We start from the raw sequence: 25698 nt of genomic DNA, 5'->3' as shown, positions 1-25698 counted from the left end.
CCCGTAGTGAAGGGCGTTCCTATGTGCGGAATCGCTGGATGGGTGGACTTCGAACGCGACCTCGTCAGAGAGGTCGCCGCGGCACAGACCATGACCAGGACGATGGCCTGCCGCGGTCCCGACGACGAGGGGATCTGGAGCTCCGGGCACGTGACGCTCGGACACCGCCGGCTCGCGGTGATCGACATCGAGGGCGGCCGGCAGCCGATGCGCACCCCGGAGACCGGTCCGGACGGCGAGCCGCTCGCCGTCGTCAGCTACAGCGGCGAGGTGTACAACTTCAAGGAGATCCGCGAGGAACTGGTCCTCCTGGGACACCGCTTCCGCACCAGGAGCGACACCGAGGTCGTACTCCGCGCCTACCTCCAGTGGGGCAGCGATTTCGTCGACCGCTTCAACGGGATGTACGCCTTCGCCCTGTGGGACACCCGGACCGAGGAACTGCTCCTGGTCCGGGACCGTCTCGGGATCAAGCCGCTCTTCTACTACCCCACCCCCTCCGGAGTGCTCTTCGGCTCGGAGCCCAAGGCGATCCTGGCGAACCCGCTCAGCAGCGCGGTCATGGACCTCGACGGCCTGCGCGACGCGCTCGCGCTGGCCCGGGTGCCGGGACGGACCCCGCTGCGCAACCTGTACGAGGTGCGGCCGGGCCACGTCGTCCGCGTCGGCCGCGAGGGCTTGCGCCAGGAGGCGTACTGGAGACTCGAGACCCGCCCGCACACCGACGACGTCCCCGGCAGTGTCGCGAGGGTGCGGGAGATCCTGGAGGACGCGGTCGCCCGGCAGATGGTGTCCGACGTGCCGCTGTGCACGCTGCTGTCGGGCGGCCTGGACTCCAGCGCACTGACCGCGCTCGCCCAGCGTTCGCTGGACGCCGACGGCGGGGGACGGGTCCGTACGTTCTCCGTCGACTTCGCCGGCCTCGCCGAGAACTTCCAGCCCGAGCCGTTCCGGGAGGCGCCGGACGCGCCGTTCGTCACCGAACTCGTCCGGCACGTGGGCACCGACCACCGGGAGATCCTGCTCGACACCGCCCGGCTGGTCGAGCCCGGCGTGCGCGACGCCGTCCTGCGGGCCTGGGACCTCCCCTACGGGATCGGGGACCACGACCCCTCCCTGTACCTGTTGTTCAAGGCCGTCCGCGAGAACTCGACCGTGGCCCTGTCGGGGGAGTCCGCCGACGAGGTCTTCGGGGGCTACCTGTGGTTCCACGACCCGGTCGCCTCGCGGGCGGACACCTACCCCTGGCACGCGATCAACAAGGTGCCGGTGAGCGAGCAGGCCACGAGCTTCCTGGACCCCGCCCTGGTCAAGGAGTTGAACCTCGCCGAGTACATCGCCGACCAGTACCACAGCGCCGCGAACGAGGTCACCCACCTGCCCGGTGACAGCCCGGTCGAACGGCGGATGAGGCTGGCGAGCTACCTGAACATCACCCGCTTCCTGCAGATGATGCTGGACCGCAAGGACCGGATGAGCATGGCGACCGGCCTGGAGGTCAGGGTCCCGCTGTGCGACCACCGACTCGTCGAGTACGTCTACAACGCGCCCTGGTCGGTGAAGACGTTCGACGGGCGGGAGAAGAGCCTCCTGCGGCACGCGGCCAAGCATCTGCTGCCGGAGTCGATAGTCCAGCGCCGCAAGGCGCCCTACCCCTCGACCCAGGACCCCGGGTACGACGAGGCGATCAACCGGGAACTGAGCCGGATCGTCGCCGACCCCAACGCGCCGGCGCTGCCGCTGCTGAACCTCGAGGCGATCCGTACCCACCTCGCCAAACCGGTCGACACCCCGTACTCGATGATGCAGCGTTCCGTCTACACGGAGACTCCCGTGCGGCTGAACGCCTGGATGGCACTGCACGACGTCGACACGCGCGGCCTGGCGGTCTGAGGTCCGGCGACCGCCACGCCACGAGGGCGGGAGGGCGTCCGCCCGGACACCCTCCCGCCGCACGCCCGGCGGATCAGAACTCCCCGTCGCCGAACCCTTCGTCGCCGAACTCCTCCTCGCTCATGCCGGGCGCGGAGAACAGGCCCTGCATGATCTGCTTCATGTCCAGCACCTTGGCGCCGGCCGGCGCGGTGGGGCTGATGCCGTCGCTCATCCGCAGGACCAGGCCCAGCTTCTTGACCTTGGCGGTCTCGGCCAGCTTGGCGAGGTCCACGTTCACCTCGGACAGCTCACCGTTCTTCAGCGTGAAGTCCGCCGTCACCTTGGCGTTGGGGGCTTTCTTCAGATCCTTCTCCGTCGGCAGGTCCATGCCCGGCGGCAGGTCCTTCGCCAGCGGGCGGATCCCGCCGATCATCTTGGTCATCAGCGTGCGGAACGGGGCCGTGGCGGTGATGTGCTCGGTGTCACCGTCCCCCTCGGCCGTCTTCAGCTTGACCTCGCGGGCGACGACGTCGCGCAGGGTCTTCATGAGCTTCTGCTGCGTCTTGGCGTCCAGGGACGGGGCGGGCGAGGGGCTCTCCTCGTCCTCCCCGCCGCCGAGGCCGGCCTTCTCCAAGTCCTTGACGCTGAACTTCACCCACCTGCCCTGCAGCACGTCCTTGAGGGCCCCGGCCTCCGGCGGCAGTTCGTCGGCGGACGGGACAGGGCTGCCCGACAGCTCGCCGAGGGTGTCGATGTCGGCGCGGAGGTAGATGAAGTCACCGATCATCCGGTACTCGGCGAGGTCGCCGTCCGGGCTGCTGACCTTCATGGCCATGCCGACGAGGTCCTTCTCACCGGACTCGGCGAGCGGCTTCTTCGACTCCACGGTGAGCGTGATCTTCGCGTCGCTGAGCAGCTTCGCGGCCTCGTCGGGCATCTCGTCGCCGGGCTCCGGCTCGGACTTGGCGTCCAGCGCCTTGAGGGTCGCGGCGTCGGTGTCCAGGTCCAGCTCGAAGGAGAGCGTCTTCTTCTCGCCGAGCTTGTCGAAGGCCCGGTCGAGCTTCTGGCCGGCGGAGAGCTGCTCCACCGTTCCGCAGGCGGCGGAGCCCGCGAGGACGGCACCGACGACGGCGGTGGCTGTGAGGGTCTTGCGTATGGCGCTGATGATGGTCTCCTTGTAGACGCGACCACGGTGTGATCGATCAGAAGACTCACAGCCTCCGTACAAGGTTGCATCACATTTTTTAGCTGTTCTTGGTGATCAGATCGGACCGCCCGAGGAACCGGAAGGCGTTCCCTTCCGTCTGGTAGAGGAAGTACCCCTCGTCCCGCGACCGGTCGATGCTCCGGGGAACGCCGGCGGTGAACCGGAGGGGCTTGGCGAGTCCCTGGTAGGTGAGGTCCGACAGCCGCTCGGCGACCGCCCCGGCGGTGATCCCGGCCCGGCCGCCCAGCGACTCCAGGGCCCGGGCGACCAGCCCCACCGCGTCGTACGCCTCCGGGGCCCAGCGGCCGGGCGCGGCGCCGTAGGCCGCGCGGTAGGCGGCCCGGAAGGCGCCGGACACGCTGCCGGGATCGGTGAACGGCGCGCCGAACACCCATCCCTGTGCCGCCGCCCCGCCCTCCCGGAGGAAGTCCGGCCGCATGATGTGCCAGGTGCCGAGGCGCGGCCCCGTGAAGCCTGCCTCCGCGAGGGCACGGGCGCAGCGCGCGGCGCGGTCCGCCGACGTCCCGGTGAAGACGACCGCCTGGGCCCGGTCGGCGAGCGCGGCGCGGACGGCGGGGGAGAAGTCGCCGCTTCCGGCCGGCACGGGGTACACGCGGGTCGTGCCCTCGTTCGGCGGTCGCCGGGTGAGCGAGCCGGCCAGGTCGGAGCCCACGCGGCCCGCCGCCCGGTCGTCGATCACGGCGGTACGGTCGACCGGCCGTACGGAGGTCAGGTACGCGGCCAGCGGAACCGCCAGGAACTCCTCCGGGGCGCGGGTGACGCGCAGGGTCCGCAGGGTGTCGTCCTCCTCCAGCCGGGGATCGTCCAGGGAGACCAGGATCATGGCGGTACGCGCGGCCCGGTAGCGCGGCGCGGCGGCGCGTGCCGCGGCCGGTGTGTTCGGCCCGAGGACCGCGCGCACGGCGGCCTCGCCGAAGCGTTCGGCGGCCTGCCGGGCCCGGGTGGCGTCGCCCCGGTCGTCGAAGGTGTCGAGGGCGAGCCGGAAGGCGATGCCCCCGCGCACGTTGTGGTGCGCCACGGCGAGACGCGCGCCGCGCTCCTGGGCCACGCCGTCCGCCTGGTCCGCACCGCTCAGGTCGGCCTGGAAGCCCAGGGTGTGCACGGGCAGTTCCCCGCCGGCCTCTCGACCGAGCGTCAGATACGCGGCGGTCCCGCCGCCGAGCGCCAGCACCGATGCCGCCGCGAGCACCCGCCGCCGGGCCGGTGCGCGCTTCCCGGCCGGGGCCGTCGGCGCCGGGCCGGTGACGGTCTCCTCGGGCGCGGGCCGGACCGGGGCGCGCCGGGGCGCGGGTATGTCCAGCGCGCGGGCGGAACGTTCGGCGACCAGGCGCAGCACGGCGGGCGGCAGCCAGTCCCCGGTCCCGCCGACGGCGGGACCGATGTCCCGCCCCAGCCGCGTCCGGGGGTCCTGGAGCGCCGCCCGGACCCGCGCGGCCGTCGGACGGCGCGCGGGGTCCTTGGCCAGGCAGCTCTCGATCAGCGGACGCAGTCCGGCGGGCACGCCCGTGAGGTCGGGGTCCTCGTGCACCGTGCGGAACATCACCGCCGCCGCGTGCCCGGTGCCGAACGGGCGCCGGGCCGAGGCCGCGTACGCCAGCACGCACCCGAGGGAGAAGACGTCGCTCGGGGGGCCGACCTCCTCGGCGCGGGCGCGGGCGCGGGCCTGTTCCGGTGACAGGAAGCCCGGTGTGCCCACGACGGCGTCGGGCGCGGTCAGCGCCGTGGCCCCGGCGTCGAGGGCGATGCCGAAGTCGATGAGCCGGGGACCGTCGAGGCCCAACAGCACGTTGCCCGGCTTCACATCGCGGTGCACCAGACCCGCCGCGTGCACGGCGTTCAGTGCCTCGGCCAGCCGGGAGCCCAGCACCCGCACCGCGGCCACGGGCAGCGCTCCCTGCCCGTCGACCGCTTCCACCAGGGCCGGGCCCGGCACGAACTCCGTGGCCAGCCAGGGCGAACGGGCCTCCGGGTCGGCCGCCACGACCGGCACCAGCCACCGCCCGGCCAGCCCGCGCACGACCGTCACCTCGCGCCGGAACCGGGCCCGGAAGGCGGGGTCCGCCGCGTGCTCGGCGCGGATCACCTTCAGCGCGACCAGTGCCCCGCCCGCGCCGCGGGCGAGATAGACGACGCCCATGCCACCGGCGCCGAGCCGGGCCAGCAGCCGGTGCCCGCCGATGTCCTCCGGGTCGTCCGCCGCGAGCGGGCGCATCACAAGGTCGCCTCGCCCGCGTAGGCGTACCGGCCGCCCTTCACCTCGTAGCGGAACATGTCGTACCCCTTGAGCTGCTGGTTCTCGTCGAACGCGTACGTGCGCACCAGCCCCTCGTACGTGCCCTTCGCCAGCAGGCCGTACAGCCCGCTCCGGGAGGGCCGGCCGCCCGCCCGGGCCAGCCGGGCGATGACCATGCGGGCCACGTCGTAGGCCTCCGCCGCCCAGTACGGGGGAGCGGAGCCGTAGCGCCCGCGGTAGGCGTCGGCGAAGTCGCGCACCCGTGCGGCCGACGGGTCGATGTACGGCGCGAAGACCTGCCAGCCCTCGGCGGCCGGGCCCGCGGCGGTCAGGAACTCCTGGCCGGCGGCCGGGTAGCCGAGGACCCGCACGCCGGTGAAGCGCCGCTCGGCGAGCGCGCGGGCGACGGCCGCCGCGCGCGCCGGGGTACCCGTGTAGACGAACCCGTCCGGCTCGCGCGCGAGCATCCGCGCGACCACCGGGGCGAGATCCCCGGCCAGCCGGGGTACGACCCGTGGCTCGACCGGGATCTCGAGGGTGCCGAGGGCCTGGAACGCTGTGTGGCCGATCTGCCAGGACGGGATGCCGCCGTCGCGGTCGATCAGGATGCCCACCCGCCGGGCCCGCGCCGTGGCGAGCCGAAGGGCGATCAGCGCGGGCGACACCATGTACCCGGGCACGGCCTGGAGGAAGTGGCGCGGCTCCGACACGCCGTACACCGCCTGCGCGGAGGAGGCCGTCAGCTGGGGAACGAGCTGTGCGTCGTAGGCGTCCAGGCTGGCTCCGGTGGTCCGGTCGCCGGTCGAGCCTATGACGGCGAGCAGGCCGGGGTCGGCGGCCAGGGACCGGGCGGCCCGCACCGCGCGGGCCTCGTCGCCGCCGTCGTCGGCGACCGTGAGGGCCAGCGTGAACTGCTTGTCCTTCCGCGCGTTGAACTGCTCGACAGCCAGCCGCACACCGCGTTCCTGCGCCTGCCCCACGGCTTTCTGCGGCCCCGTCAGATCGGCCTGGACGCCCAGCAGCACGCGGCGCGCGGCGGGGGCGGGCACGTCGTCGCGGCGGCTCGCCCAGAAGGCGGCGCCGCCGCCCGCCGCGAGCAGGGCCGCGCCGCCGAGGAGCAGGAAGCGGCGGCGGCCGCCGGGGCCCGGCGCCGGGGCCGCGTCCCCGGGAACCTCCGCCGGCGGCTCGTCGGCCCCCGCGTCGAGGGCCGTCGCCTCGATGCCCGGCAGGGCGAGCAGCGCGGCGGACCGCTCCGCCACGAGCCGTACGACGTCGTCGGGCAGCCAGTCGGCGCCGGAGGGCGTGTCCCCGCCGAGCGCCTCGGCCACCTCACGGGCGGTGGGCCGGGCGGCCGGGTCCTTGGCGAGACAGCGCTCCAGCGGCGCGCGCAGACCGTCGGGGAGCCCTTCCAGGTCGGGCTCGTCGTGGACGGTGCGGTACAGCAGGGCGTCCGCGGCCCCGGTGCCGAAGGGCGGGCGCCCGGTGGCGGCGTAGGAGAGGAGGCAGCCGAGGGCGAAGACATCACTGGCGGGGGTGGCGGGACGGGCCCGTGCCTGTTCCGGCGCGAGGAAGCCGGGGGTGCCGACGACCATGCCGTCCGCGGTGAGGGCCGTCTCCTCGGCGGCGCGGGCGATGCCGAAGTCGATCAGGCGGGGGCCGTCCAGGGCGAGCAGGACGTTGCCGGGCTTGACGTCGCGGTGCACCAGCCCCGCGTCGTGCACGGCGGTCAGCGCCCGGGCCAGCGTCCGGCCGAGCGCACGCACCGCGTCCGGCGGCAGCGGCCCGCGGGCGGCGACCGCCTCGGCGAGCGAGGGGCCCGGTACGAAGGCGGTGGCCAGCCAGGGCGCGGGCGCGTCCGGGTCGGCGCCGGTCACCGCCACGGCCCAGGGGCTGTCCACCCGGCGGGCCGCGGCGACCTCGCGGCGGAACCGGGCGCGGAACTCGGGCTGGTCGGCGTACTCCGGCAGGATCACCTTGACGGCGGCCAGCTCCCCGGACCGCGCCCGGCCGAGGTACACGACCCCCATGCCGCCGGCGCCGAGCCGCGCGAGCAGCCGGTGACCGCCGAGGTGGGAGGGGTCGGAGGGCTTGAGCTTTCCGGTCATCGGCGACCGCCCTCCGGACCGGTGGAGCCGGTCGTCTTCGGGGCGTTGGACGCTGTCGCGGGAGGCGGCGGCGATCCGGTCGGGGTGCGTCGTTCGATCGCGCCGCGGAGGCTGGCGCGCATCGTGGCGTGCGGCTCGCGCAGCAGGTCCAGCAGGCCGCGCTTGGTCCAGCCCTTGGCGCCCCGGGCGGAGACCGCGACGGTGAACTGGCCGATGCGGGTCTGCTCCCAGACGTACGGGTGGGGGCCGCCGACATCGTCGCCGGTGTAGGTGCCGGACTCGGCCAGGACGTCGTCGGCGAAACCGTTGCCCGAGTCGCCGAGGGCGTTCGGCACGTCGGTCAGGTCCCGGAGCACCTCGCCGGGGCGCAGCAATTGGGAGGGACAGCGCATCATCTCCTCCAGCACCTCGGCGTTCTCCCAGTCGGCCCGCTCGGCGGAGCGGTGCACCGTGACGACGGCAGTCAGGCGCAGCGGCCCCCTGCCACCGCGCGCCGGGATCTCGTAGTGGCGGGTGAGACTGGCGAGGACGTCCTCCGGGAGCGCCCGCTGCTCCCAGACGCAGGAATCCCCGAGCACCGCCCACCGCCGCGGGTCGCTCTCGTACGGCTCACGGCGGACGGTGCCGGGGCCGAACGCGGAGGGCTCCGGCATGATGTCGCGGACCAGGGCGGCGGCCCGGGGCCGGGTGCGGGGGAGTCTGGCCGGGTCGGCGTCGACCGCGGCGGTCGGCGACGGGCCGGTGCCGGCGGCGCCGCCGTTCTCCGTCCCGGCCGCCGGCCGGCCGGGGCCGTCCCCGCCGGAGGTGCAGCCGGCCAGCAGTACGCCGCACATCGCGACGGCGCAGCCGAGGCGCGCCGCCGACCCTCCCAGCTCCACGAAGTCCCCCAGCGGGTCGCCCGGTTGTCATGCGTCGGACCTCATGCTAGGCGGCAACGACCAAGGGCGGGGCGGCAGTTGACGATCGCGTGGCCCGGCTGTGCCACGGCTGTCACACAGTCCGGACCGTGTCACCGCCCGCGCTCAACGGCTGTGACCGGAGTGCTCGCCGGACTCCGGGGCGGGCGTCGCCGGGGTGTCCGGCAGCTCTGCGGGCCGGCCCGCCCGGACGGTGAACGCGGCGGTGTGGACCCGGCCGGCGTGCTTGAAGTCCAGGAACAGCCGGTAGGTGCCGGTGCTGGGCGCCGTCGTGGTGAAGGAGATGTCCGGCCCCGGCCGCGTCCTGCCGTCCCCGGGCTCGCCGCCCGGGTGTACGTGCAGATAGCCGAGGTCTCCGGAGCGCAGTGCCACCAGGTGGCCGTAGGCGCCGAGGTAGGGCTGGAGGTCGCGTACCGGCTTGCCGTCGCGGGTCACGCCGAGCGTCAGCTCGCTGTCCCGGCCGGGGGAGAGCCGGCCGCGGAGGCTGACCTGATACCCGTCGACCTCGGCCGTGGTGGCGGGGGCCGGGAGGGGCGCGGGCGCGTAGGCGCCGGAGGCGGTGAGGTCGGCGCCGAGGGTCAGCCCCTCGCCGCCGTCCGGCGTGAAGTCGGCGAAGACCCGGTAGACCCCGGCCCTGGGCAGGGTCAGGGGCGCGGACCAGGTGCCGTCGGCGGCGCGCGTCGGGTGCAGGTGCTGGAAGTGGGTCAGGTCCCGGGAGGCGATGATCAGGTGCAGTTCCTTGGTGTGTTCCTCCTGGTAGGCGGTGAGCGGGCGCCCGGTGGCGTCCCGTACGACCGCGAACCGCAGGCCGGTCTTCCGGCCCGCCGTGACGACCGGGGTCATCAGGTCGAGGGTGTAGCCCCGCTCCGAGGTCTGCAGCCCGCCGGGCGCCGCCGCGGGGCCGGTGCCCGGCGCGGGCTTCCCGCCCGGTGTGGCGCCCGGGTGCCCGTCGTGTGCCGCGCTCTCGGTCCGGAGGGAGATCTCGCCCACCCCGCCGCCGACGCCGTAGGCGATGCCGAACGCGGCGGCGAGCGCGGCGGCGTAGGCGGTGATCCGCAGCCCGGTGTTCATGGTGACTCCTCGTCTGTTCGCTGCCCACAGGCGGCTCGATGACCTTCAACATACCCCAGGGGGGTACGTAGTCAAGTCGGCGGACGCCTTGCCCGTCGATACGGGCCGGGGGTATGTCTGGAGTCGTTTCGGCGTCAGTACGCGACGAGAGGACCCGAGGATGACCTCCAGGCCGCACACCCCCGGACGGCGAGGCCCGGAGAGCGGCGGACCGGCCGCGTGGGCCGTGCTCCGCAAGGGAGCCGGGCACCCCGTGACCCGCATGGCGGCGATCGCCCTCCTCCAGGCCCTGGCTGCCCACCTCGGGCACGCGGACCCCGGCCGGGCCTGCGGCTGCCGGGGGAACGGCGCGCACACGGCGATGTGACAGCACGTCACTCCACCGCTACCCTGCGCATGTGATCGGAACGTGGGGCGGCGGCGACGGGAGCGCGGGGCGCTCGCGCCGCGCCGCCCTGCTGATCGGGCTGGTCCTGGTGATCGCCGCCCATCTCACCGGCTCGGTGCACGCCTGCTCCTTCGCCGGAGTTGGCCCGAGTCCCGTGGCGGCACTGGAGGTTGTGCACCCGGCGGACACCGCCGACGGCACGGCTCCGACCGGCCCTCCCCGCCACCGGCACACCGCGGACGGCCATCTGGACCACACGGCGGACCGGCCGCGCGCCGCCCTGGACGACACCGGACCCGACGGCGGGCACCACCCGCCGGTGCTGCCGGCCGTGCCACGCGGACGCGCGGCGCACCCCGGATGGCGCAGACCCCCCGGGGCCTCCCGTGACCGCGTTGACGGCCCCTCGCTCGCGGCTCTTGGCGTGCTGCGGCAGTAGGCGGCGCCCGCACCCCCGGTCCCGTCAGGCGGGCCGGGGAGTGCCCGCGCGCCATGCCCGCCACTCGCACAGCGCCCGCCCTGCCGAGGCCGGGCGCGAAGGAGCCGTACCCGCATGCCCTTCTCCCCGCTCGCGCCGCGCCGCCCGCGCACATCCCGCCCGCCGGCCGCCCGGCACCCCGCCCAACTCGTCGGCGGCACACCGGTCCTGTGGGTGGACGAACCCTTCGCCCCGCCCGGCCGGGGCTTCCACGCCAAGCTGGAAGGCGCCAACCCGGGCGGCCTCAAGGACCGGCCCGCCCTGCACATGGTCCGCGAGGCCCGGCGCCGGGGCGACCTCGCGCCGGGCGCGCCGGTCATCGAGTCCTCCAGCGGCACCCTCGGTCTCGGCCTCGCCCTGGCCGGGCTGACCTACGGCCATCCCGTCACCGTCGTCACCGACCCCGGCCTGGAACCTCCCGTCGACCGCCTGCTCACCGCGCTCGGCGCACGGGTCGTCCGGGTCACCGCGCCGCACCCCGAGGGCGGCTGGCAGGAGGCCCGCCGCGCGCGCGTCGCCGAGCTGCTCGCCCGTACCCCGGGCGCGTACTGCCCGGACCAGTACCACAACCCCGACAACGCCGCCGCCTACCGGCCCCTCGCCGCCGAACTGATCGCCCAACTCGGCGGCGTGGACGTGCTGGTGGCGGCGGTCGGCACGGGCGGGCACTCCGCCGGGATCTCCGCCGCGCTGCGCGAGAGCCGCCCCGGGCTGACGCTCATCGGAGTGGACGCGGTCGGCTCGGCGATCTTCGGCCAGCCGGCCGGCCCACGGCTGATGCGCGGGCTCGGTTCCAGCATCCACCCCGACAACGTCGACTACGCGGCCTTCTCGGAGGTCCACTGGGTGGGCCCGGCCGAGGCCGTCCGGGCCTGCCGGTGCCTCGCCCGCCGGTACGGCGTCTCCGGAGGCTGGAGCGTCGGGGCGGTGGCGCTGGTGGCGGGCTGGGCGGCCCGGAACCACCCGGCCGGGACCCGGATCGCGGCCGTCTTCCCCGACGGCCCGCACCGCTACCTCCAGACCGTCTACGACGACGACTGGTGCCGCGACCACGGACTCCTCGGGTCGGCCCCGCCGACGGAACCCGACGAGATCGCCGAGCCCGGCGCGCGCGTGGTGACGCGGTGGACCCGGTGTGCCCGGGTCCGCGATCCGCTCGCCCGTGCCCTGACGAAGGCCGACGCTCCGGCGAAGGCCGGTGCCCGGTGAGGGGGCCGTGGGCCCGGACGGCCGGCTTCGGCCGGCCGGCCCGGCTGCTGATGGTGAACCAGTTCGGCATCAACCTCGGCTTCTACATGCTCATGCCCTACCTGGCCGACCATCTGGCCCACGGCCTCGGCCTGGCCGCCTGGGCCGTCGGGCTGGTGCTGGGCGTGCGCAACGTCTCCCAGCAGGGCATGTTCCTCCTCGGCGGCACCCTCGCCGACCGCTACGGCTGCAAGCCGATGATCCTCGCCGGATGCGCCCTGCGCGCGGTCGCGTTCGCCCTGCTGGCGGTGGCGGAATCGCTGCCTGTCCTGGTGGCGGCCTCGGCGCTGACCGGCCTGGCGGGCGCGCTGTTCAACCCGGCCGTGCGCGCCTATCTCGCGGCCGACGCCGGCGAGGAACGCAGAGTGGCGGCGTTCGCCGCCTTCAACGTCTTCTACCAGGCGGGCATCCTGATCGGCCCGCTCGCCGGACTGGCCCTGCTGGCCTGGGACTTCGGCGCCGTGTGCACGGTCGCGGCGGTCGTCTTCGGCGCCCTGGCCGTGCTCCAGGCCCGGGCCCTGCCCGCCCGGCCCCCGGCCGGCCGGAGCGCCGGGCCCGCCTGGCGGGCGGTCGCCGCCGACTGGCGCACCGTGGCCGCCAACCGGCCCTTCCTGCTGTTCGCCGCCGCCATGAGCGGTTCCTATGTGCTGGCCTTCCAGGTGTATCTCGCCCTGCCGCTGCACGCCCGGGACCTGTTCGGCGCCCGGACCGGCGTGGTGACGGGCGCGGTCTTCGCCGTCTCCGCCCTCGCCGCGCTGGCGGCGCAGACCAAGCTGACCGCGTGGGCGCAGCGCAGTCTGTCCGGTCCGCGGGCCGTCGTCCACGGCCTGACGGTCATGGGCGCCGCCTTCCTGCCCCTGCTGCCCGGGACGCACGGCACCGTGTCCGGGGTGGCCGCCCTGACGGTGTGCGCGGTGCTGCTGGCCTGCGGCGGCGCCCTGCTCTACCCGTTCGAGATGGACACCGTGGTCCGGCTCTCCGGCGACCGGCTCGTCGCCACCTACTACGGCGCCTACAACACCGCCTCCGGCGTCGCGGTCTCGCTCGGCAATCTGGCCGTCGGGGCGCTGTTCGACACCGGGCCGCGCTGGCTGCCGTGGGCGGTGCTGGCCGCGACCGGCCTCGGCTGCGCCGCCCTGGTCGCGCGGCTGCACCGGGCCGGGCACCTGGCCGCGCGGCCCGTTCCGGCGGCCGGACGACTTGCCGCTGGATAGGGGGAGGGGGTATACCTTTGCTTCATCAGCGCTCGCGATACCCCCACCCTCTATGGGTATCGGACGCGCTCTGTCGCATCACCACCCTCAGGAGGAAGCCCATGTCGTCCTGCTGCAGCCCCGACGGCAGCTGCCACTCCGGCTCGGCCACCACCCAGATCACCACCGATGCCACCAGGACGGTCTACGCCGTGACGGGTATGACCTGCGGCCACTGCGAGGCGGCGGTCACCAAGGCCGTCAGCGGTGTCGACGGCGTGCTGTCGGTCGAGGTGGACGTGAAGACGGGCCGGGTCACCGTGGTCGCCCAGCAGAACCCCGACGACGCCCTGATCGCCCGGGCCGTCGACGAGGCCGGCTACGCGCTGGCCGGCCGCGCCGCCTGAGGCCGGTCCTCAAGACGCTCCTCGCCGCGGTGCGGGGAGCGATCCGGCCGGGCTCGCCTCACCCCCGTCGGCGAGCCCGGCCGGATTGGTCACCCTTCGCTCAGGGGGACACCGCGTGCACGCGCGCGTGGGCGGACAGCCGGGCCTGAGTGCCGGTGTCCAGGGGCAGTTCGATCCGGCGGTCGATCCGGTCCTCCTCCCAGTGCCGGGTGTCGATCAGCCACCAGCGCTCGACGTCGACCCGGTACAGGCGGTGCGGCGCGGCCCCGAGCAGCTCCTCCGGCGGCAGCTGCCACCTGGCACGCTGCCCGTCGTCGGGGAACACCGTCTCGTAGAAGGGCGCGTGGTACGCCTCCAGTTCCTTGGGGCCGAGCTCCGTGCAGCGGCCGGTGAACTGGGCGCCGTCGACCGACGCGATGGCCACCCCGGCGGCCCCCTCGGTCACGAACAGCGAACCGCTCACCCGGGGGTCCGCGCGGAGGTCCCCGCTGTGCCGGGCGCCGGTGGACGAACCGAAGACGAAGCGCAACGGACCGGCGAACCAGGCGTATTCCAGGGTGGCCACCCACGGTGCTCCGTCCAGCGCGGTGGCCAGGTTCAGATAGCGGGCCCGGTTCAGCAGGTGCGCCGTCCGCTCGATCAGGCTCTCGTCGACCGTCATACGGGACCTCCCGGTGTCGTGGGGCGTGCTCACTCGTGCCGCAGGAAGACCGGCAGGGACGAGACGTCGTTGCCGATGAAGGTCCGCCCGGGCGGCACGTCCTCCGGGTCGACGGCCAGGGCCAGTCGCGGGAACCGGTCGAACAGGGCGGGCAGCGCTATACGGGCCTCCAGCCGGGCCAGGTGCGAGCCCGGGCAGAAGTGCGCGCCGAGACCGAAGGCGATGTGGTCCTTGTCCTCCCGGTCGATGTCGAACGTCTCCGGGTCGCGGTGCACCCCGGGGTCCCGGCCGTGGGCGCCGTAGCAGATCAGGATGGCGTCCCCGGCACGGATCACCACGCCCTCGCCGAGGTCGATGTCCTCCTTCGCCCAGCGCATCGGCAGGTGCATCACCGGACAGTGCACGCGCAGCGACTCCTCGACGGCGTCGTCCCAGCGCGCCGGGTCCGCCCGGAGGACGCTCAACTGGTCGGGCCGGGCCAGGAGTTCGCGGATGGTGTGGTCCAGGAGGTTGATGGTGGTCTGGCTGCCGCCGCCGATCATCAGCAGCAGCGTCGACACCAGTTCGTGCTCGTTCAGCGACTCCTCGCCCTCCTCGCGCGCGGCGAGCAGGAAGCTGGTGAGGTCGTCCGCCGGGGCGCTCCGCTTGGTGGTGATCAGCAAGTGCATCGCGGCCACCAGGTCGTTGTACAGCGCGACCGACTCCTCCTCGGACAGGCCGGTCCGGGCGACCTCCCGGAACACCCGCAGCACCTCGGGCCGCTGGTCGTCCGGGATGCCGAAGAGGTCGCAGATCACCTGGGTCGGCACGTTGTAGGAGAACTCCTGGTGCAAGTCCACCGGTTCGTCGCCGGGCCGCGTGGCCAGCTGGTCCAGCAGCATGGTGACGTCCGCCTCGATGTGCGCGCGCAGCCGCTCCACCCGGCGCGGGGTGAAGGCCGGGGTGATCAGCTTGCGCAGCCGCGCGTGCTCCCGCCCGTCCGCCGTGGCCATCGAGTCCAGGTCGACCCACGGGGACAGCCACGGCACGGAACCGGGCTGATAGGCCGGCACGGTCTTCTTCAGGTCCCGGGACACACCGGGGTGGGTCAGGAGCATCCGTACGACGTCCCCCCGGGACACCGACCAGGCCGCCACCCCTTCCGGCAGCCGCACGGGAACGGCGGGCCCCAGCGACCGCAGGTGTTCGACCTGCGCGTACATGCACCGGCCGCCCCTGTTGTCGAGCGTCTCGGTGGGAGTCGCGCTGAAGGGAATCACTGACATCGTGTGCCTCCTGACGAGGGGGCCGGACGCGGCGGCCGGCGCGGGTGTCGGACCGCTCCGGCCGCCTCGTCCGGCGGTGTTCACTGGAAATCGCTGTAGGTAAGGGTCTGTTGGTGCCGTTCCGTCGTTGCGGCCGGTTCGGTCGGGCGCCGCCGGTCAGTCGGAATCGGCCGCGGGGACCGACGGGGCGGGGCTCGCCTCGGCGGACCCGGCGTCGGGCACCGCCGAGCCGGTCGGCGGTACGTGACGCAGCGAGAGCGCCGCGACGACGGCCCCCGCCGCCGCGATCACCGCGGCCGTTCCGGCGGCGATGTTGAGCCCGCTGGTGAAGGCGTCCCGGGCCACGACCAGCAATTCGTCCCCGACCCGGCCGGGCAGTTCCCGGGCGGCGGCCACGGCGCCGTCGAGGTTCTCCCGGGCGGCGGAGGCCGCCGGGGCCGACAGACCGTCGGGCAGCTTGCCGTCGACGCCGTCGCGGTAGACGGCGGTGCCGATGCTGCCGATGACGGCGACACCCAGCGAGATGCCGAGGTCGTTGACGGTGGACGCGAGGCCGCCGGCCGCGCCCGCCTTCTCCGGCGGCACCGAGCCGACCACGAGGTCCGTGGTCAGCGCCATGGACGGGGAGACCGCCGGGTAGAGCACGATGAAGCCGACGATCACCCAGGGCAGCGCTGTGGTGCTGTCGACGAGGGTGAACAGGATGTAGCCGACGACCTGGACGGCCAGGCCGGTGGCGATGACGTATCCCGGCCGGACGCGCCGGGCGAGGACCGGGGAGCGCATCGCGACCACGATCAGGACCAGGGCGGCGGGGAGGATCGCGAACCCGGTCTTCAGCGGCGAGAGGGCCTTCACCAGCTGGAGGTACTGGGTGAACATCAGATACACGCCGCCCAGGCCCATGGCCGACAGGACGAACACGCTCAGCGCCCCGCTGACCGTCCGGTTCTTGAACAGCCGGACGTCCAGCAGCGGTTCGGCGGAGCGCAGCTGGCGGACGACGAACAGGACACCGAAGAGCAGGCCCACCACGACGGCCAGGGCCGGCACCAGCGGTGAGTCGCTGGTGGTGAACGACTTCACGCCGTAGATCAGCGGCAGCAGCGTCAGCAGCATGAGCAGCGCGCTGACCAGGTCCAGCCGGCCCGCGCTCGGGCCCTGCCGGCCCGGCAGCAGCAGGGGCGCGCCGATCACCACGACCGCCATCACCGGTACGGCGACGAAGAACGTCGCCCGCCACGAGAACGCCTCCAGCAGCAAACCACTGAGCAGCGGGCCGAGCGCGACACCGGCCGAGATGGCCGCCGCCCAGGTGCCGATGGCGACGCCCCGCTGCTTCGGGTCCTGGAACATCGTGAAGATCAGGCCGAGCGTGGTCGGCATCTGCATGGCCGCCGCCACGCCGAGCAGCGCGCGCCAGACGATCATCAGCTCGGCCGAGTCCGTGAAGGCCGCCGCCGCCGACACCACCCCGAACAGCAGTGCCCCGGTGATCAGGAGGTTCCGGTGGCCGAAGCGGTCGGCCACCGTGCCCATCAGCACCAGCAGGCTGGCCATCAGGAAGCCGTAGATGTCCAGGATCCACAGTGTCTGCGTGCTGCTGGGCCGCAGATCCGCCGCGAGATAGGGGATGGCCAGGAACAGGATGGTCAGCATCATGAACAGCAGGAGCGCGGGAAGGACCAGCAGGCCCAACGCGGCCCACTGCTTGCCCCCTGCTCGTAACTGCGGACTCCCTGCCGAAGACATCGGCACTCCTCTCCTCGTCGAGACCTGCGGCAAGACCGCGCCGCGCCGTGGCACGGCCACCGGGCACACAGGCATACCCCTACCGGGTATTGCAGTGAAAATACGGGTGGGGGGTATGGGTGTCAAGCCGGGCGGAGGGCCTGCGGACGGGTGTGCTCAGCCCGTGCCGAGGCCGCGTGCCAGGCAGTTCCAGAACGCGGCCTCCAGCGCGTGCACGGTCCACGCGCAGCGCACGGCGGCCACCGGGTCGTCCCCGCCGGCCAGCCCCTCCGCCAGGGTCGCCGTCGCCTGGTCCAGCAGGGCCTGCGGGGTGTCGGCGAAGTAGCGGAAGTGCTCCAGCGCGCGTTCCTCGAGGCCGTACCGCGCCACCAGGGCGTCGGCCACCCGGGCATAGGTCGCGGTGGACTCCGCCACGTTCGCCAGCAGCGCCAGCGCCGTGTCGCTCGCCGTGCCGAACAGCGCCGCACGCGCCAGATAGGCCGGGTAGGCCTGGGCGAGCGGCCGCGGTTCGTGGGCCCGCAGCTCCTTTGCCGTGAGGCCGAGCGCCGTCGCGAAGCCCCCGAGCAGTTCCAGGGCCTCGGCCTCGCCCTGCGCCATGGCCAGGAACAGGTCTCCGGCCGGGGCGCCGGGGAAGCGGGACGCGAGCAGCGCGAAGCTGCGGCGGTCGCTGCTCACCAGGTGGTACAGCTCCCCGGCGAGCCACCTGAGCCGTTCCCCGGGCATCCGGCCCTGTTCCAGCACGTCCAGGAAGCGGTTGGGTTCGGCGTCCTCGGCGATCCGCAGCCGCGCCGCCTCCAGGACGTCCGTCACGGTGTTCACCGGGTCCTCCTCGTGGTGTCGTGGGACGGCCGGGCGGCCTTCGGTGCTTCCGCCGACCGGATGACGCGCCGCAGATCGGGGCCCGTCGCCGGGCCCGGCCGCTGCTCGGCGATCCAGGGCCCGTCGACGGAGACGTCCACCACTCCTTCCTCCAGCCAGGCGTAGCGGCCGTCCAGGACATGTCCCGTCACCGCGCGGTCCGCGGCGTCGGTGTTGTCGCCGAGCCGGGCCAGCGACTCGGCCACCCGCAGCCGGGCCTGGCGGCAGAAGGCGTCGGCGAGTTCGGCCGGGGGGCCGTCGGCGCCGCCGAGCGTCCGGGCGTAGGCACAGCTCGCGCTCATCGCGTACAGCTCGGCACCGATGTCGACGATCCGCCCGAGGAACCGCTGCCGACCGTCGAGACCCTCGCCCCCGGACGTGGACTCGGCGGCGACCGCCGCGAGTTCACCGGCGATCCGCCGACCGGTCCGCGCGACGAACTCCAGGTGCTCGTCCAGGACCCCGCCGCATCGACCCGCCGAAGGCTCCGCGCCGACCGACACCCCGCCACGGGCGCCCTGCCCCGCCGCTGCCGTGTCTCCGGTTCGGGCGCTGGCTTCGGTTCGGGTGGTGTCTTCGGCTGGTGATGTGTCCCTGGCCGCCGCGGCCCGGTGTGCCTCGATCAAGTCGTGGGCCAGGAAAGCCCGGAGGGCCTCGCTGGAGCCGTCGAAGATGCGGCCGACCCGGACATCGCGCAGCAACTGCTCGACCGGGACGCCGCGTTCGCCGCGGGCGATGGCCGACTCGGCAGTCTCGTAGCCGCGGCCGCCCCGCAGCTGCACCAGTTCGTCCGCGACGACCCACGTCTGTTCCGACGCGAACAGCTTGGCCAGTTCCGCGTCCAGCCGGGTGTCGGTGTCACCGGCCGCCGCGCGCCGGGCGATGACCTCGACCAGCGCCTCCAGCGCGAAGGCGGTCGCGGCGATGAAGGACACCTTCCCGGCGATCGCGTCGTGCCGGGCGAGGGGCCGCCCGAACTGCACCCGGGCCGCGCTCCACTGCCGGGCGACCTTGAGGCTCCACTTGGCCGCGGCGGCGCTCACGGCCGGCAGCGACAGCCGCCCGGTGTCCTGCGCCGCGAGGGCGACCGCGAGTCCCTCGCCCTCCGCGCCGATCCGGTTGCCCGCCGGGACGGCCACCCGGTGCAGCCGGACGCAGCCGTTCTCCAGTCCGCGCAGCCCGAGGAAGGAGTTGCGCCGCTCCACCGTGACCCCGGGCGCGTCCGCCTCCACGACGAACGCCGTCATCCCTCCCGCGCCGCGCTCCCCGGCGGGTACGACGGCCATGACCACGAGCAGGTCCGCGATCACCCCGTTGGTGGTCCACGTCTTCACCCCGTCGAGCACATAGCGGTCCGCGGCCGGGTCGTACACGGCCGTGGTGTGCATGCGGAACGGGTCGTTGCCGATGTCGGCCTCGGTGAGGGCGAAGGCGGAGATCTCCCGCACGCACCGCGGCAGGAACGCGCGTTTCTGCTCGTCGGTCCCGAACAGCAGCAGCGGCTGGATCAGCCCGATCGCCTGGTGCGCCGCGAGCAGTTCGCTCAGCGCCGGATGCGTCGTACTGGTGAGCATCAGGGCGCGCAGGTAGCAGTGGGTGGACAGCCCCAGCCCTCCGTACCGGCGCGGGAGCCGGATGGCGAGCGCGCCGATGTCCTTCAGCCCCTCGACGACCTCGTCCGGGACACGGTCCGCGCGCTCGATCGCGGCGCTGTCGACTTCCTTCTCACAGAAGTCGCGCAGCCGCGCGAGGAAGCGCTCCTCCGCCGGGTCCGGCCGCCGCGGACCGCCCGCGGGACCGGCGAGCGGGTCCGTCTCCGGCCGGCCGAGGAACAGCCCGGTGGCGAACCCCGGCCGCGGTGCGCCGACCGGGGCGCCCTGCTCCGGCATCTCCCGCGCCGTCATGCCGCGGCAGCCGGGACGGCCTCGATGACCGACAGCGGTCCGGCCTGCCCCACCCCGACCGACCGCACGGTGAACCCGGTCTCCTCCAGCAGGGCCCGGAACTCCCCTTCGGTGCGTTCCTGGCCGCCGGTCGTGACCATCATGTTGACGTCGGTGAAGTACGCGACGGGGGCGGAGGTGTCGGCGGTCTCGGGCAGGACGGTGCCGACGATCAGCAAGGTGGCGGAGGCGGGTATGTGGGCCCGTACCGTGCGCAGGATCGCGCGCGCCTCGTCGTCGCCCCAGTCCTGGAACACGCTCTTGATGATGTACAGGTCACCGTCGTCCGGCACGGACTGGAAGAAGTCCCCGGAGCGGACCTCGCACCGGTCGGCGAGTCCGGCCTTGCCCAGGGTGGCGGGGGCCTCGGCGACACCGCTCGGGCTGTCGAAGACGATGCCCCGCAGCCCGGGCCGGGCCTGGAGGATCGCGGTGAGCAGGGTGCCGTCACCGCCGCCGAGGTCCACCACCGTGCCGGTGGCCGGGAAGTCGTAACCCGCGGCGAGCTGCGCGGCCGAGAGCCGGGACTCCTCGCTCATCGCCTCGTTGAACAGCGTGCTGGTCTCGCCGTGCCGGGCCAGCCAGTCGTAGATGCCCGTCTCATGGACGTGGTCGAAGGCGCGTTCGCCGGTGGTGACGGTGTGGCGCAGGCTCTGCCAGGACGTGAAGAAGATGGGGTGGCAGAACATCTTGGCGAACTTGTGCAGCGAGTCGGGGGAGTCGGAGCGCAGTTGGGAGCCGACGTCGGTCAGCGCGAAGCGGCCCGGCTCGGGCTCCTCGGCGATGCCGACGGCGACCAGCATGCGCAGCAGCCGCCGCAGCGAGGGCTCGTGCGTGGCGGTCGCGTCGGCCAGCTCCCGGCTGGTGCGCGAACCGGTGCCGATCAGGTCCGCGAGACCCAGTTCCGCTGCAACACCGATGCCGTGCGCCGTCATGTAGCCGCCGATCCGCTCGATCAGGGCGGCACGCAGATCCAGTGTGCCGGTGGCGAGGACGTCCTGGGGAGTCGTGCTCATGGTCGTACTCCTTGTCGTGGGTGTCGCTCGGGTGGGGTCGGCCGGTTCCTCCCAGGGGTACGGGAGGCCGGCGGGTGTGCGCGGGATCGTCAGGGGCGCCCGCCGGTGAGGCGGTGCCGGACCCAGACGTTCGGCTCGACGTACACGGCGTGGTCGTGGACGGTGTTCACGGTGAGCGGGGTCAGGGCGCCGGGCAGCTCCACCGGGCCGTCGGTGTCCAGGGGGAGGCCGGTCCACTCCCGCCACTGGGCCAGGCTCCCCGAGATCGTCATGGACGCCGGGCACACCCGCAGCACCTCGCCGCCCGCCCGCACGTGCACGCGCAGCCAGGGGTCCTCGGGCAGCCCGTCGGGCCGGCGCAGCGCTATGTACTCGGCCAGCGGCAGCCACGGGTGGCGGTGCTTGCCGCTGGGCCGGAGCGGCACGACCACGTCGTGGAACCCCTGGGCGCGGGCGTGGCCGAGCAGGGCGCGCAGCGTGTACCCGGAGAGGTTGCGCGCGTGGCGGTCCGGGACGACGGCGACCTCCAGCGCGCACAGCGTGGTGAGTTCGCGGCCGGCGACGGTGTCGGACAGGCACTGGCGCAGCGCCTCGTCCCAGCCGGTGTCGGGCAGCCCGTCCGGGTCGCCGTCCCAGGCGAAGGGCACGCCGGCCGCCCGGGCGACGACGCGGTCCTCCTCGTCGAGTACGACGAACTGGTGCCCGGCGTGACGGCGCAGCGCCCAGTCCACGAGGAGCGGATCGGGGCGGATGTAGGCGGGCCACGACGACTCCATGGTGAGCATCGCCTCCTCCAGATCGGGTCTCTCGGCGAGGCTGACCGCGCGCAGGCCGGTGCTGGTGGTGCTCATGGCGTCTCTCCCGTCGGTGAGTGCGGGCAGGGTGGTCGGCGTGGTCCTCAGTCGGCGAGTCGGCGGGCGGGCATCCGCTCGGTGGGCAGCGGCCGGGCCGTGTGCCGGCCGGCGAGCAGCGCGAGATAGCGCGCCCGGGGGATCGGCCGCGCGCCCAGGAGCCGGACGTGGTCGCCGTCGCGCTGGACGTCGACGGCCAGCCCGCCGGCCGCGGCGAAGCGCCGGGTCAGGTCGGCGACCGCCGTCTTGCCCGCGCCGCTGCGCAGGGTGAACTGGGAGTCGGCGCTGAAGACGCGGCCGATCCGGACGCCGAAGGTGCCGCCGATCAGTTCGTCGCCCTCCCACACCTCGACGCTGTGCGCGTGGCCGAGTTCGTGCAGCACGCACAGGCCCCGCAGCAGGTCGTCGGTGAGCCACTGCTCGGTGCGCCCGGCGCGGCACTGGCGGACCACCCGCTCGAAGCACACGTCCGCCGTCGTGGTCCAGTCCGGGGCGTTACGCAGATGCCGGCGCAGGCTGCGCTGGAGGCGGGCCTCGGCCACGTGGATGACGGGCCGCGGGTCGGGGGAACACCAGGCGATGGAGAAGGGCTCGTCGCGGCCGGGCAGCACCTTCACCGCGCCGGCCTCGACGTCGGCCTCGTACATCAGCTCGTTGACGATCCGCTGTTCGGCCGTCGCCGCCGGGAACGGGTACAGGCCCCGCCGGTAGGCGGCGAGCAGGGACTGGGGGCCGAGGTCGCCCCCGAAGGCCACGGGCCCGTCCGCCGGGCCGCCGAGGATGTCCAGCGACTCCCATGAGCCGCCGGTACGCGCCAGCGTTCGGATGAACACGTCCGCCTCACAGGAAGTCGATGGAGGTCAGGTACCGGATGTAGCGGTCGAGCATGGCCGCGTCCACGGGCGGGATCTCGATGCCGCTGCCGCGCAGCGCGTTGTCGACGTTGTCCCGGGTGAACACCGGGAACGTCGTCTCCAGGTACATCTCGGCCACGCTCATCTCGCCGGTGGAGCAGCGGTCGATGAACAGCGGGGCGAACGGGGTCATGGGGTGGTCGGGCCGCTCGATGGCCATCCTGACGATCCCGTCGACCCATTCCTCCCAGGGGATCTCGCGGATGGTGTGCCCGTGCGCCCGCAGCCGGTCGGCCAGCACGGAGACGTTCACCTTCCCTGGATTGGTCAGGTGGTAGATCTCGCCCGCCGGCAGCCTGTCGGCCGCGATGTGCAGCAGCGCGGCGGAGTAGCGGTCCACCGGCGTGTAGTCCAGGGGGAGTTCGGCGATGGGCGAGGTCCCGGTGTCCACGATGAACTTCTTCATCGCGCACATCTCGGTGGCCGTGTTCCAGGCGCCGGTCACGAGGTCGCCGGAGATGTCGGCGGCCCGGTAGACGGCGACCGGCAGACCCTGCCGGGCCGCGTTCAGCAGCAGTCCCTCGGCGACCCACTTGCTCTCGACGTACCCCACCGACAGCCGGTCCGGATGGTCGAGCGGTGTCTCCTCGGTGACGTGCCGGACCCCGGCGGTGCCGAAGCCGGAGACCACGGCCATGGTGGAGACGTAGTGCACGGGGATGTTCCGGTACCGTCCGGCCATCCGGATGATCTCCCGGGTGCCCTCGACGTTGGTCGGGCGCATGTGGGAGTAGGGGTAGATGAAGTTGACCAGCCCGCCCGGGTGGTGGATGACGTCGACGGTCCTGGCGAAGTGGTCGAACTCCGCCTCCGTCAGCCCGAGGAGCGGCTGGGCCAGGTCGCCCGGCACCACCGAGATCCGCCCGGACGCCACGTACTCGGCCAGATCCTCGCCGAGATAGCGCCGCGCGGTGCCCTGGAGGCGCTCGACGGCATGCCGGGCGTCGCGGGCCCGCACCAGGCAGTGCACGGTGGCGCCGGTGCTCCGCAGCAGGTCGCGCAGCAGGTAGACGCCCAGGAAGCCGGTGGCCCCGGTGAGCAGCACATGGGCCGGGTCCGCCCACGCGGTCTCGGTGGGCCGTGCCTGGACCGGCACGCCGACGGCGGTGTCCGCCCGCAGATCGGCCGGGGCCGCGCCGTCCGCGCTGAGCGTGCCGGCCCGGGCCGACTCCACCGCCGTGGCGAAACCGCGCAGGGTGGCGTCGTCGAGCAGCAGCCGGATCAGGGGGCGCACCTGGGTGATCAGGACGCCGAGCGAGGCCCGCACCTTCGCCATCAGCTCGGCCGCGAGGATCGAATTCCCGCCCAGGTCGAAGAAGTTGTCGCCCGGCTCCACCGACTCCACCCCGAGCACCTGGCACCACAGGCCGGCGACGGCGCGCTCCACCCGGCTCGCCGGGGACGCCCCGTCACCGGCCGCCGGCCGGTCCGCGGGCAGCTCGGACGGGTCGGGCAGCGCGGCGAAATCGGTCTTGCCGTGCGCGGTCGTCGGCATCGCGTCGAGCTGGACGAACCGGGCCGGGACCATATAGGCGGGCAGCCGGCGGGCGGTGAAGGCGCGCAGTTCCCCGGGGTCGAGGGCGCCCGGGGCGCGCCGGGCGGTGAAGTAGGCGACGAGCTGGTCCTCGCCCCGGTGGGTGAAGGACGTGACCGCGGCGTCGTCGACGAGGTCGTGCGCCGACAAGGTCGCCTCGATCTCGGCCGGTTCGATGCGGAAGCCGCGGATCTTGATCTGCCGGTCGGCCCGCCCCACGATCTCGAGATGGCCGTCGGCCGTCCAGCCGCCCAGGTCGCCGGTGCGGTACACGGTCCCCGTGCCGCCCGCCGCGCCCGGCAGGGTCACGAACCGCTTCCGGCTCTGCGCCTCGTCACCGAGGTAGCCCTGCGCGACGCCGGGACCGCCGAGGTAGATCTCGCCGTGCCGTCCGGGCGGGACCGGGGCCAGCCGCTCGTCCAGCACCTGTACGACGGTCCCCGGCAGCGGCCGTCCGACGGGCGCGGGGCCCTGGGCCGGCAGCGCCTCGGGGGTGATCTCCATCGTGCAGGAGGTGATCGTCGTCTCGGTCAGCCCATAGGCGTTGACGAGGCGGGAGCCGGGCATCAGCCGCAGGGCGGTCCGGCAGTCCTCGGCGTGCACGGCGCTGCCGCCGACGATGGTGAGCCGCACCGGCAGGTCCACGGGTTCCCGGGCCAGTTCGGCGAGGAAGGCACGCCAGTACGGCGGGGTCAGGTCCATGACCGTGACGCCGAGCGACCTCAGCCGGCCGGGCAGTTCGCTCGGTGCCCACGCGTACTCGGGCAGGACGAGGGTCGCGCCGTTGAGCAGGGTGTTGAGGATCTGCTCGATGGAGGTGTCGAAGGAGAGCGCGGCGAACTGCAGCACCCGGTCCTGCGGTGTGACGCCGTACCGCTCGTTGATGTGGTGGCACAGATGGGCGAGGGAGGCGTGGGACACCCGTACGGCCTTGGGGGAGCCGGTGGAGCCCGAGGTGTAGATGATGTAGGCGGTGTCCGTCGGCTCCACGGCGGCGGCCGTACCGGCGCCGTGGGAGTGCTCGGCCCCGGCGGCCCGCGGGTCCAGTGCCGTCACCGGCAGCCCGGTGAACCGGTCGGCGTGCTCGGGGCGGGTGACGGCGACCGCGCAGCCCGTCTCCTTGACGTAGGCGGCGATCCGGTCGTCCGGGACGCCCGGCTCCACCGGAAGATAGGCGGCCCCCGCCTTGAGTGTCGCGAGGAACGCCACGACGAGGTCGATCGAGCGCTCCAGGTGGACCAGGACCACCGATCCACGCCCCACTCCGCAGGAGTGTAACCGGTGGGCCAACCGGTCCGCGTCCGCGTCGAGTTCGGCGTAGCTGATCCGGTGGCCGTCGTGTTCCACCGCTGTCGCCTCGCCACGAGCCGCCGCCACCGCGGCGAAGCGCTCGTGTGCGTACGGCTTCCCGATGATGTCCATGAGTCCTCTCGTCCAGTGCGGGTATGAGAACGCTGACCGTCCGCCGACGTGCGTGAGCGCACGGCGGACTCGTGCCTGGGATTGCGCCGGCCCTGGGTGAACGGGTGGCAGGCGCGGGGTGCCGGTGTGCGGTGAATCCGTTGGCTGCGGGCGGGAATCAGAAGGAAGAAGTCACCGTGCCCGGCGGGCGCGCGGGTGCGGCTCGGCGGTCCCGCGCGAGGGGATCGGCCGGCTGGGGGACATCGGGTGGGCGAGTCGATCGGCCGCGGAGGTGTCAGTGTGCCCCGGCGCCGTCACAGACAGCGGTGTGCGGTCGCGCTCGGTTCCTGCGTCGTCGAT

At 73.8% G+C, this 25698-nt stretch carries 20 protein-coding genes; 6 read left to right on the top strand and 14 right to left on the bottom strand.

Annotated elements, in window-relative coordinates:
- The first annotated feature begins 21 nt into the window (after window positions 1-21).
- A complete protein-coding gene (gene asnB, locus ACSURM_RS02600; protein WP_436953056.1) occupies window positions 22-1893 on the top strand; it encodes an asparagine synthase (glutamine-hydrolyzing) in 1872 nt (623 codons plus the stop codon).
- Between the two features lie 73 nt (window positions 1894-1966).
- On the opposite strand, the gene ACSURM_RS02595 is transcribed toward asnB, so the two are convergent.
- The 5 genes from ACSURM_RS02595 to ACSURM_RS02575 form a co-directional block, all read right to left on the bottom strand.
- On the bottom strand, window positions 1967-2962 hold the full coding sequence (locus tag ACSURM_RS02595) for a hypothetical protein (RefSeq protein WP_436960891.1): 996 nt from the start codon (window positions 2960-2962) through the stop codon (window positions 1967-1969).
- A gap of 157 nt (window positions 2963-3119) precedes the next feature.
- Complete coding sequence (locus tag ACSURM_RS02590) at window positions 3120-5315, bottom strand: bifunctional serine/threonine-protein kinase/ABC transporter substrate-binding protein (RefSeq protein ID WP_436953054.1); 2196 nt, start codon at window positions 5313-5315, stop codon at window positions 3120-3122.
- Window positions 5315-7441: a bifunctional serine/threonine-protein kinase/ABC transporter substrate-binding protein gene (locus ACSURM_RS02585; RefSeq protein ID WP_436953052.1), complete on the bottom strand. Its 2127-nt coding sequence runs from the start codon at window positions 7439-7441 to the stop codon at window positions 5315-5317. The genes ACSURM_RS02590 and ACSURM_RS02585 overlap by 1 nt, the downstream gene beginning before the upstream one ends.
- Window positions 7438-8319 (bottom strand): hypothetical protein, encoded by an 882-nt coding sequence (locus tag ACSURM_RS02580; RefSeq protein ID WP_436953050.1) that lies wholly within the window; start codon window positions 8317-8319, stop codon window positions 7438-7440. The genes ACSURM_RS02585 and ACSURM_RS02580 overlap by 4 nt, the downstream gene beginning before the upstream one ends.
- Before the next feature lie 144 nt (window positions 8320-8463).
- A complete protein-coding gene (locus ACSURM_RS02575) occupies window positions 8464-9429 on the bottom strand; it encodes a hypothetical protein (protein ID WP_436953048.1) in 966 nt (321 codons plus the stop codon).
- A 160-nt stretch (window positions 9430-9589) separates the two neighbouring features.
- Between ACSURM_RS02575 and ACSURM_RS02570 the strand changes: the two genes are divergently transcribed.
- The 5 genes from ACSURM_RS02570 to ACSURM_RS02550 all read left to right on the top strand — a co-directional run bounded on the left by ACSURM_RS02570 (window position 9590) and on the right by ACSURM_RS02550 (window position 13143).
- Window positions 9590-9796, top strand: a complete 207-nt coding sequence (locus ACSURM_RS02570) for a hypothetical protein (RefSeq protein ID WP_436953046.1) — start codon at window positions 9590-9592, stop codon at window positions 9794-9796.
- Window positions 9797-9827: 31 nt separating this feature from the next.
- Complete coding sequence (locus ACSURM_RS02565) at window positions 9828-10256, top strand: hypothetical protein (RefSeq protein ID WP_436953044.1); 429 nt, start codon at window positions 9828-9830, stop codon at window positions 10254-10256.
- A gap of 114 nt (window positions 10257-10370) precedes the next feature.
- Window positions 10371-11504, top strand: coding sequence for a PLP-dependent cysteine synthase family protein (locus tag ACSURM_RS02560; protein ID WP_436953042.1), 1134 nt, complete (start codon window positions 10371-10373; stop codon window positions 11502-11504).
- On the top strand, window positions 11501-12757 hold the full coding sequence (locus tag ACSURM_RS02555) for an MDR family MFS transporter (RefSeq protein WP_436953040.1): 1257 nt from the start codon (window positions 11501-11503) through the stop codon (window positions 12755-12757). The genes ACSURM_RS02560 and ACSURM_RS02555 overlap by 4 nt, the downstream gene beginning before the upstream one ends.
- Before the next feature lie 101 nt (window positions 12758-12858).
- Window positions 12859-13143 carry a heavy-metal-associated domain-containing protein gene (locus tag ACSURM_RS02550; protein ID WP_436953038.1) on the top strand — a complete coding sequence of 95 codons (285 nt, stop codon included), beginning with the start codon at window positions 12859-12861 and terminating at the stop codon, window positions 13141-13143.
- A gap of 100 nt (window positions 13144-13243) precedes the next feature.
- Here the strand turns inward: ACSURM_RS02550 and ACSURM_RS02545 are convergent, their stop codons facing one another.
- The 9 genes from ACSURM_RS02545 to ACSURM_RS02505 all read right to left on the bottom strand — a co-directional run bounded on the left by ACSURM_RS02545 (window position 13244) and on the right by ACSURM_RS02505 (window position 25359).
- Window positions 13244-13804 (bottom strand): pyridoxamine 5'-phosphate oxidase family protein, encoded by a 561-nt coding sequence (locus tag ACSURM_RS02545; RefSeq protein ID WP_436953036.1) that lies wholly within the window; start codon window positions 13802-13804, stop codon window positions 13244-13246.
- Window positions 13805-13833: 29 nt separating this feature from the next.
- Window positions 13834-15069 (bottom strand): cytochrome P450 family protein, encoded by a 1236-nt coding sequence (locus ACSURM_RS02540; RefSeq protein ID WP_436953034.1) that lies wholly within the window; start codon window positions 15067-15069, stop codon window positions 13834-13836.
- Between the two features lie 156 nt (window positions 15070-15225).
- Window positions 15226-16821, bottom strand: coding sequence for an MFS transporter (locus ACSURM_RS02535; RefSeq protein WP_436953032.1), 1596 nt, complete (start codon window positions 16819-16821; stop codon window positions 15226-15228).
- Between the two features lie 156 nt (window positions 16822-16977).
- Complete coding sequence (locus ACSURM_RS02530) at window positions 16978-17640, bottom strand: hypothetical protein (RefSeq protein ID WP_436953030.1); 663 nt, start codon at window positions 17638-17640, stop codon at window positions 16978-16980.
- Window positions 17637-19583 carry an acyl-CoA dehydrogenase family protein gene (locus ACSURM_RS02525; RefSeq protein ID WP_436953028.1) on the bottom strand — a complete coding sequence of 649 codons (1947 nt, stop codon included), beginning with the start codon at window positions 19581-19583 and terminating at the stop codon, window positions 17637-17639. Before ACSURM_RS02525 ends, ACSURM_RS02530 begins: the two co-directional genes overlap by 4 nt.
- Window positions 19580-20638, bottom strand: a complete 1059-nt coding sequence (locus tag ACSURM_RS02520; RefSeq protein WP_436953026.1) for a methyltransferase — start codon at window positions 20636-20638, stop codon at window positions 19580-19582. The genes ACSURM_RS02525 and ACSURM_RS02520 overlap by 4 nt, the downstream gene beginning before the upstream one ends.
- 89 nt (window positions 20639-20727) lie before the next feature.
- On the bottom strand, window positions 20728-21489 hold the full coding sequence (locus ACSURM_RS02515; RefSeq protein WP_436953024.1) for an N-acetyltransferase: 762 nt from the start codon (window positions 21487-21489) through the stop codon (window positions 20728-20730).
- Between the two features lie 47 nt (window positions 21490-21536).
- Window positions 21537-22322, bottom strand: coding sequence for a leucyl/phenylalanyl-tRNA--protein transferase (locus ACSURM_RS02510; RefSeq protein WP_436953022.1), 786 nt, complete (start codon window positions 22320-22322; stop codon window positions 21537-21539).
- A 7-nt stretch (window positions 22323-22329) separates the two neighbouring features.
- Window positions 22330-25359 (bottom strand): amino acid adenylation domain-containing protein, encoded by a 3030-nt coding sequence (locus ACSURM_RS02505; protein WP_436953020.1) that lies wholly within the window; start codon window positions 25357-25359, stop codon window positions 22330-22332.
- Window positions 25360-25698 lie beyond the last annotated feature (339 nt).

The organism is Streptomyces sp. SudanB182_2057, assembly GCF_964272715.1.
GTDB classification, from domain to species: domain Bacteria; phylum Actinomycetota; class Actinomycetes; order Streptomycetales; family Streptomycetaceae; genus Streptomyces; species Streptomyces rubradiris.
Note: the sequence above shows the minus strand (reverse complement) of the source record. Positions and strands in the feature narration are given on the sequence as shown.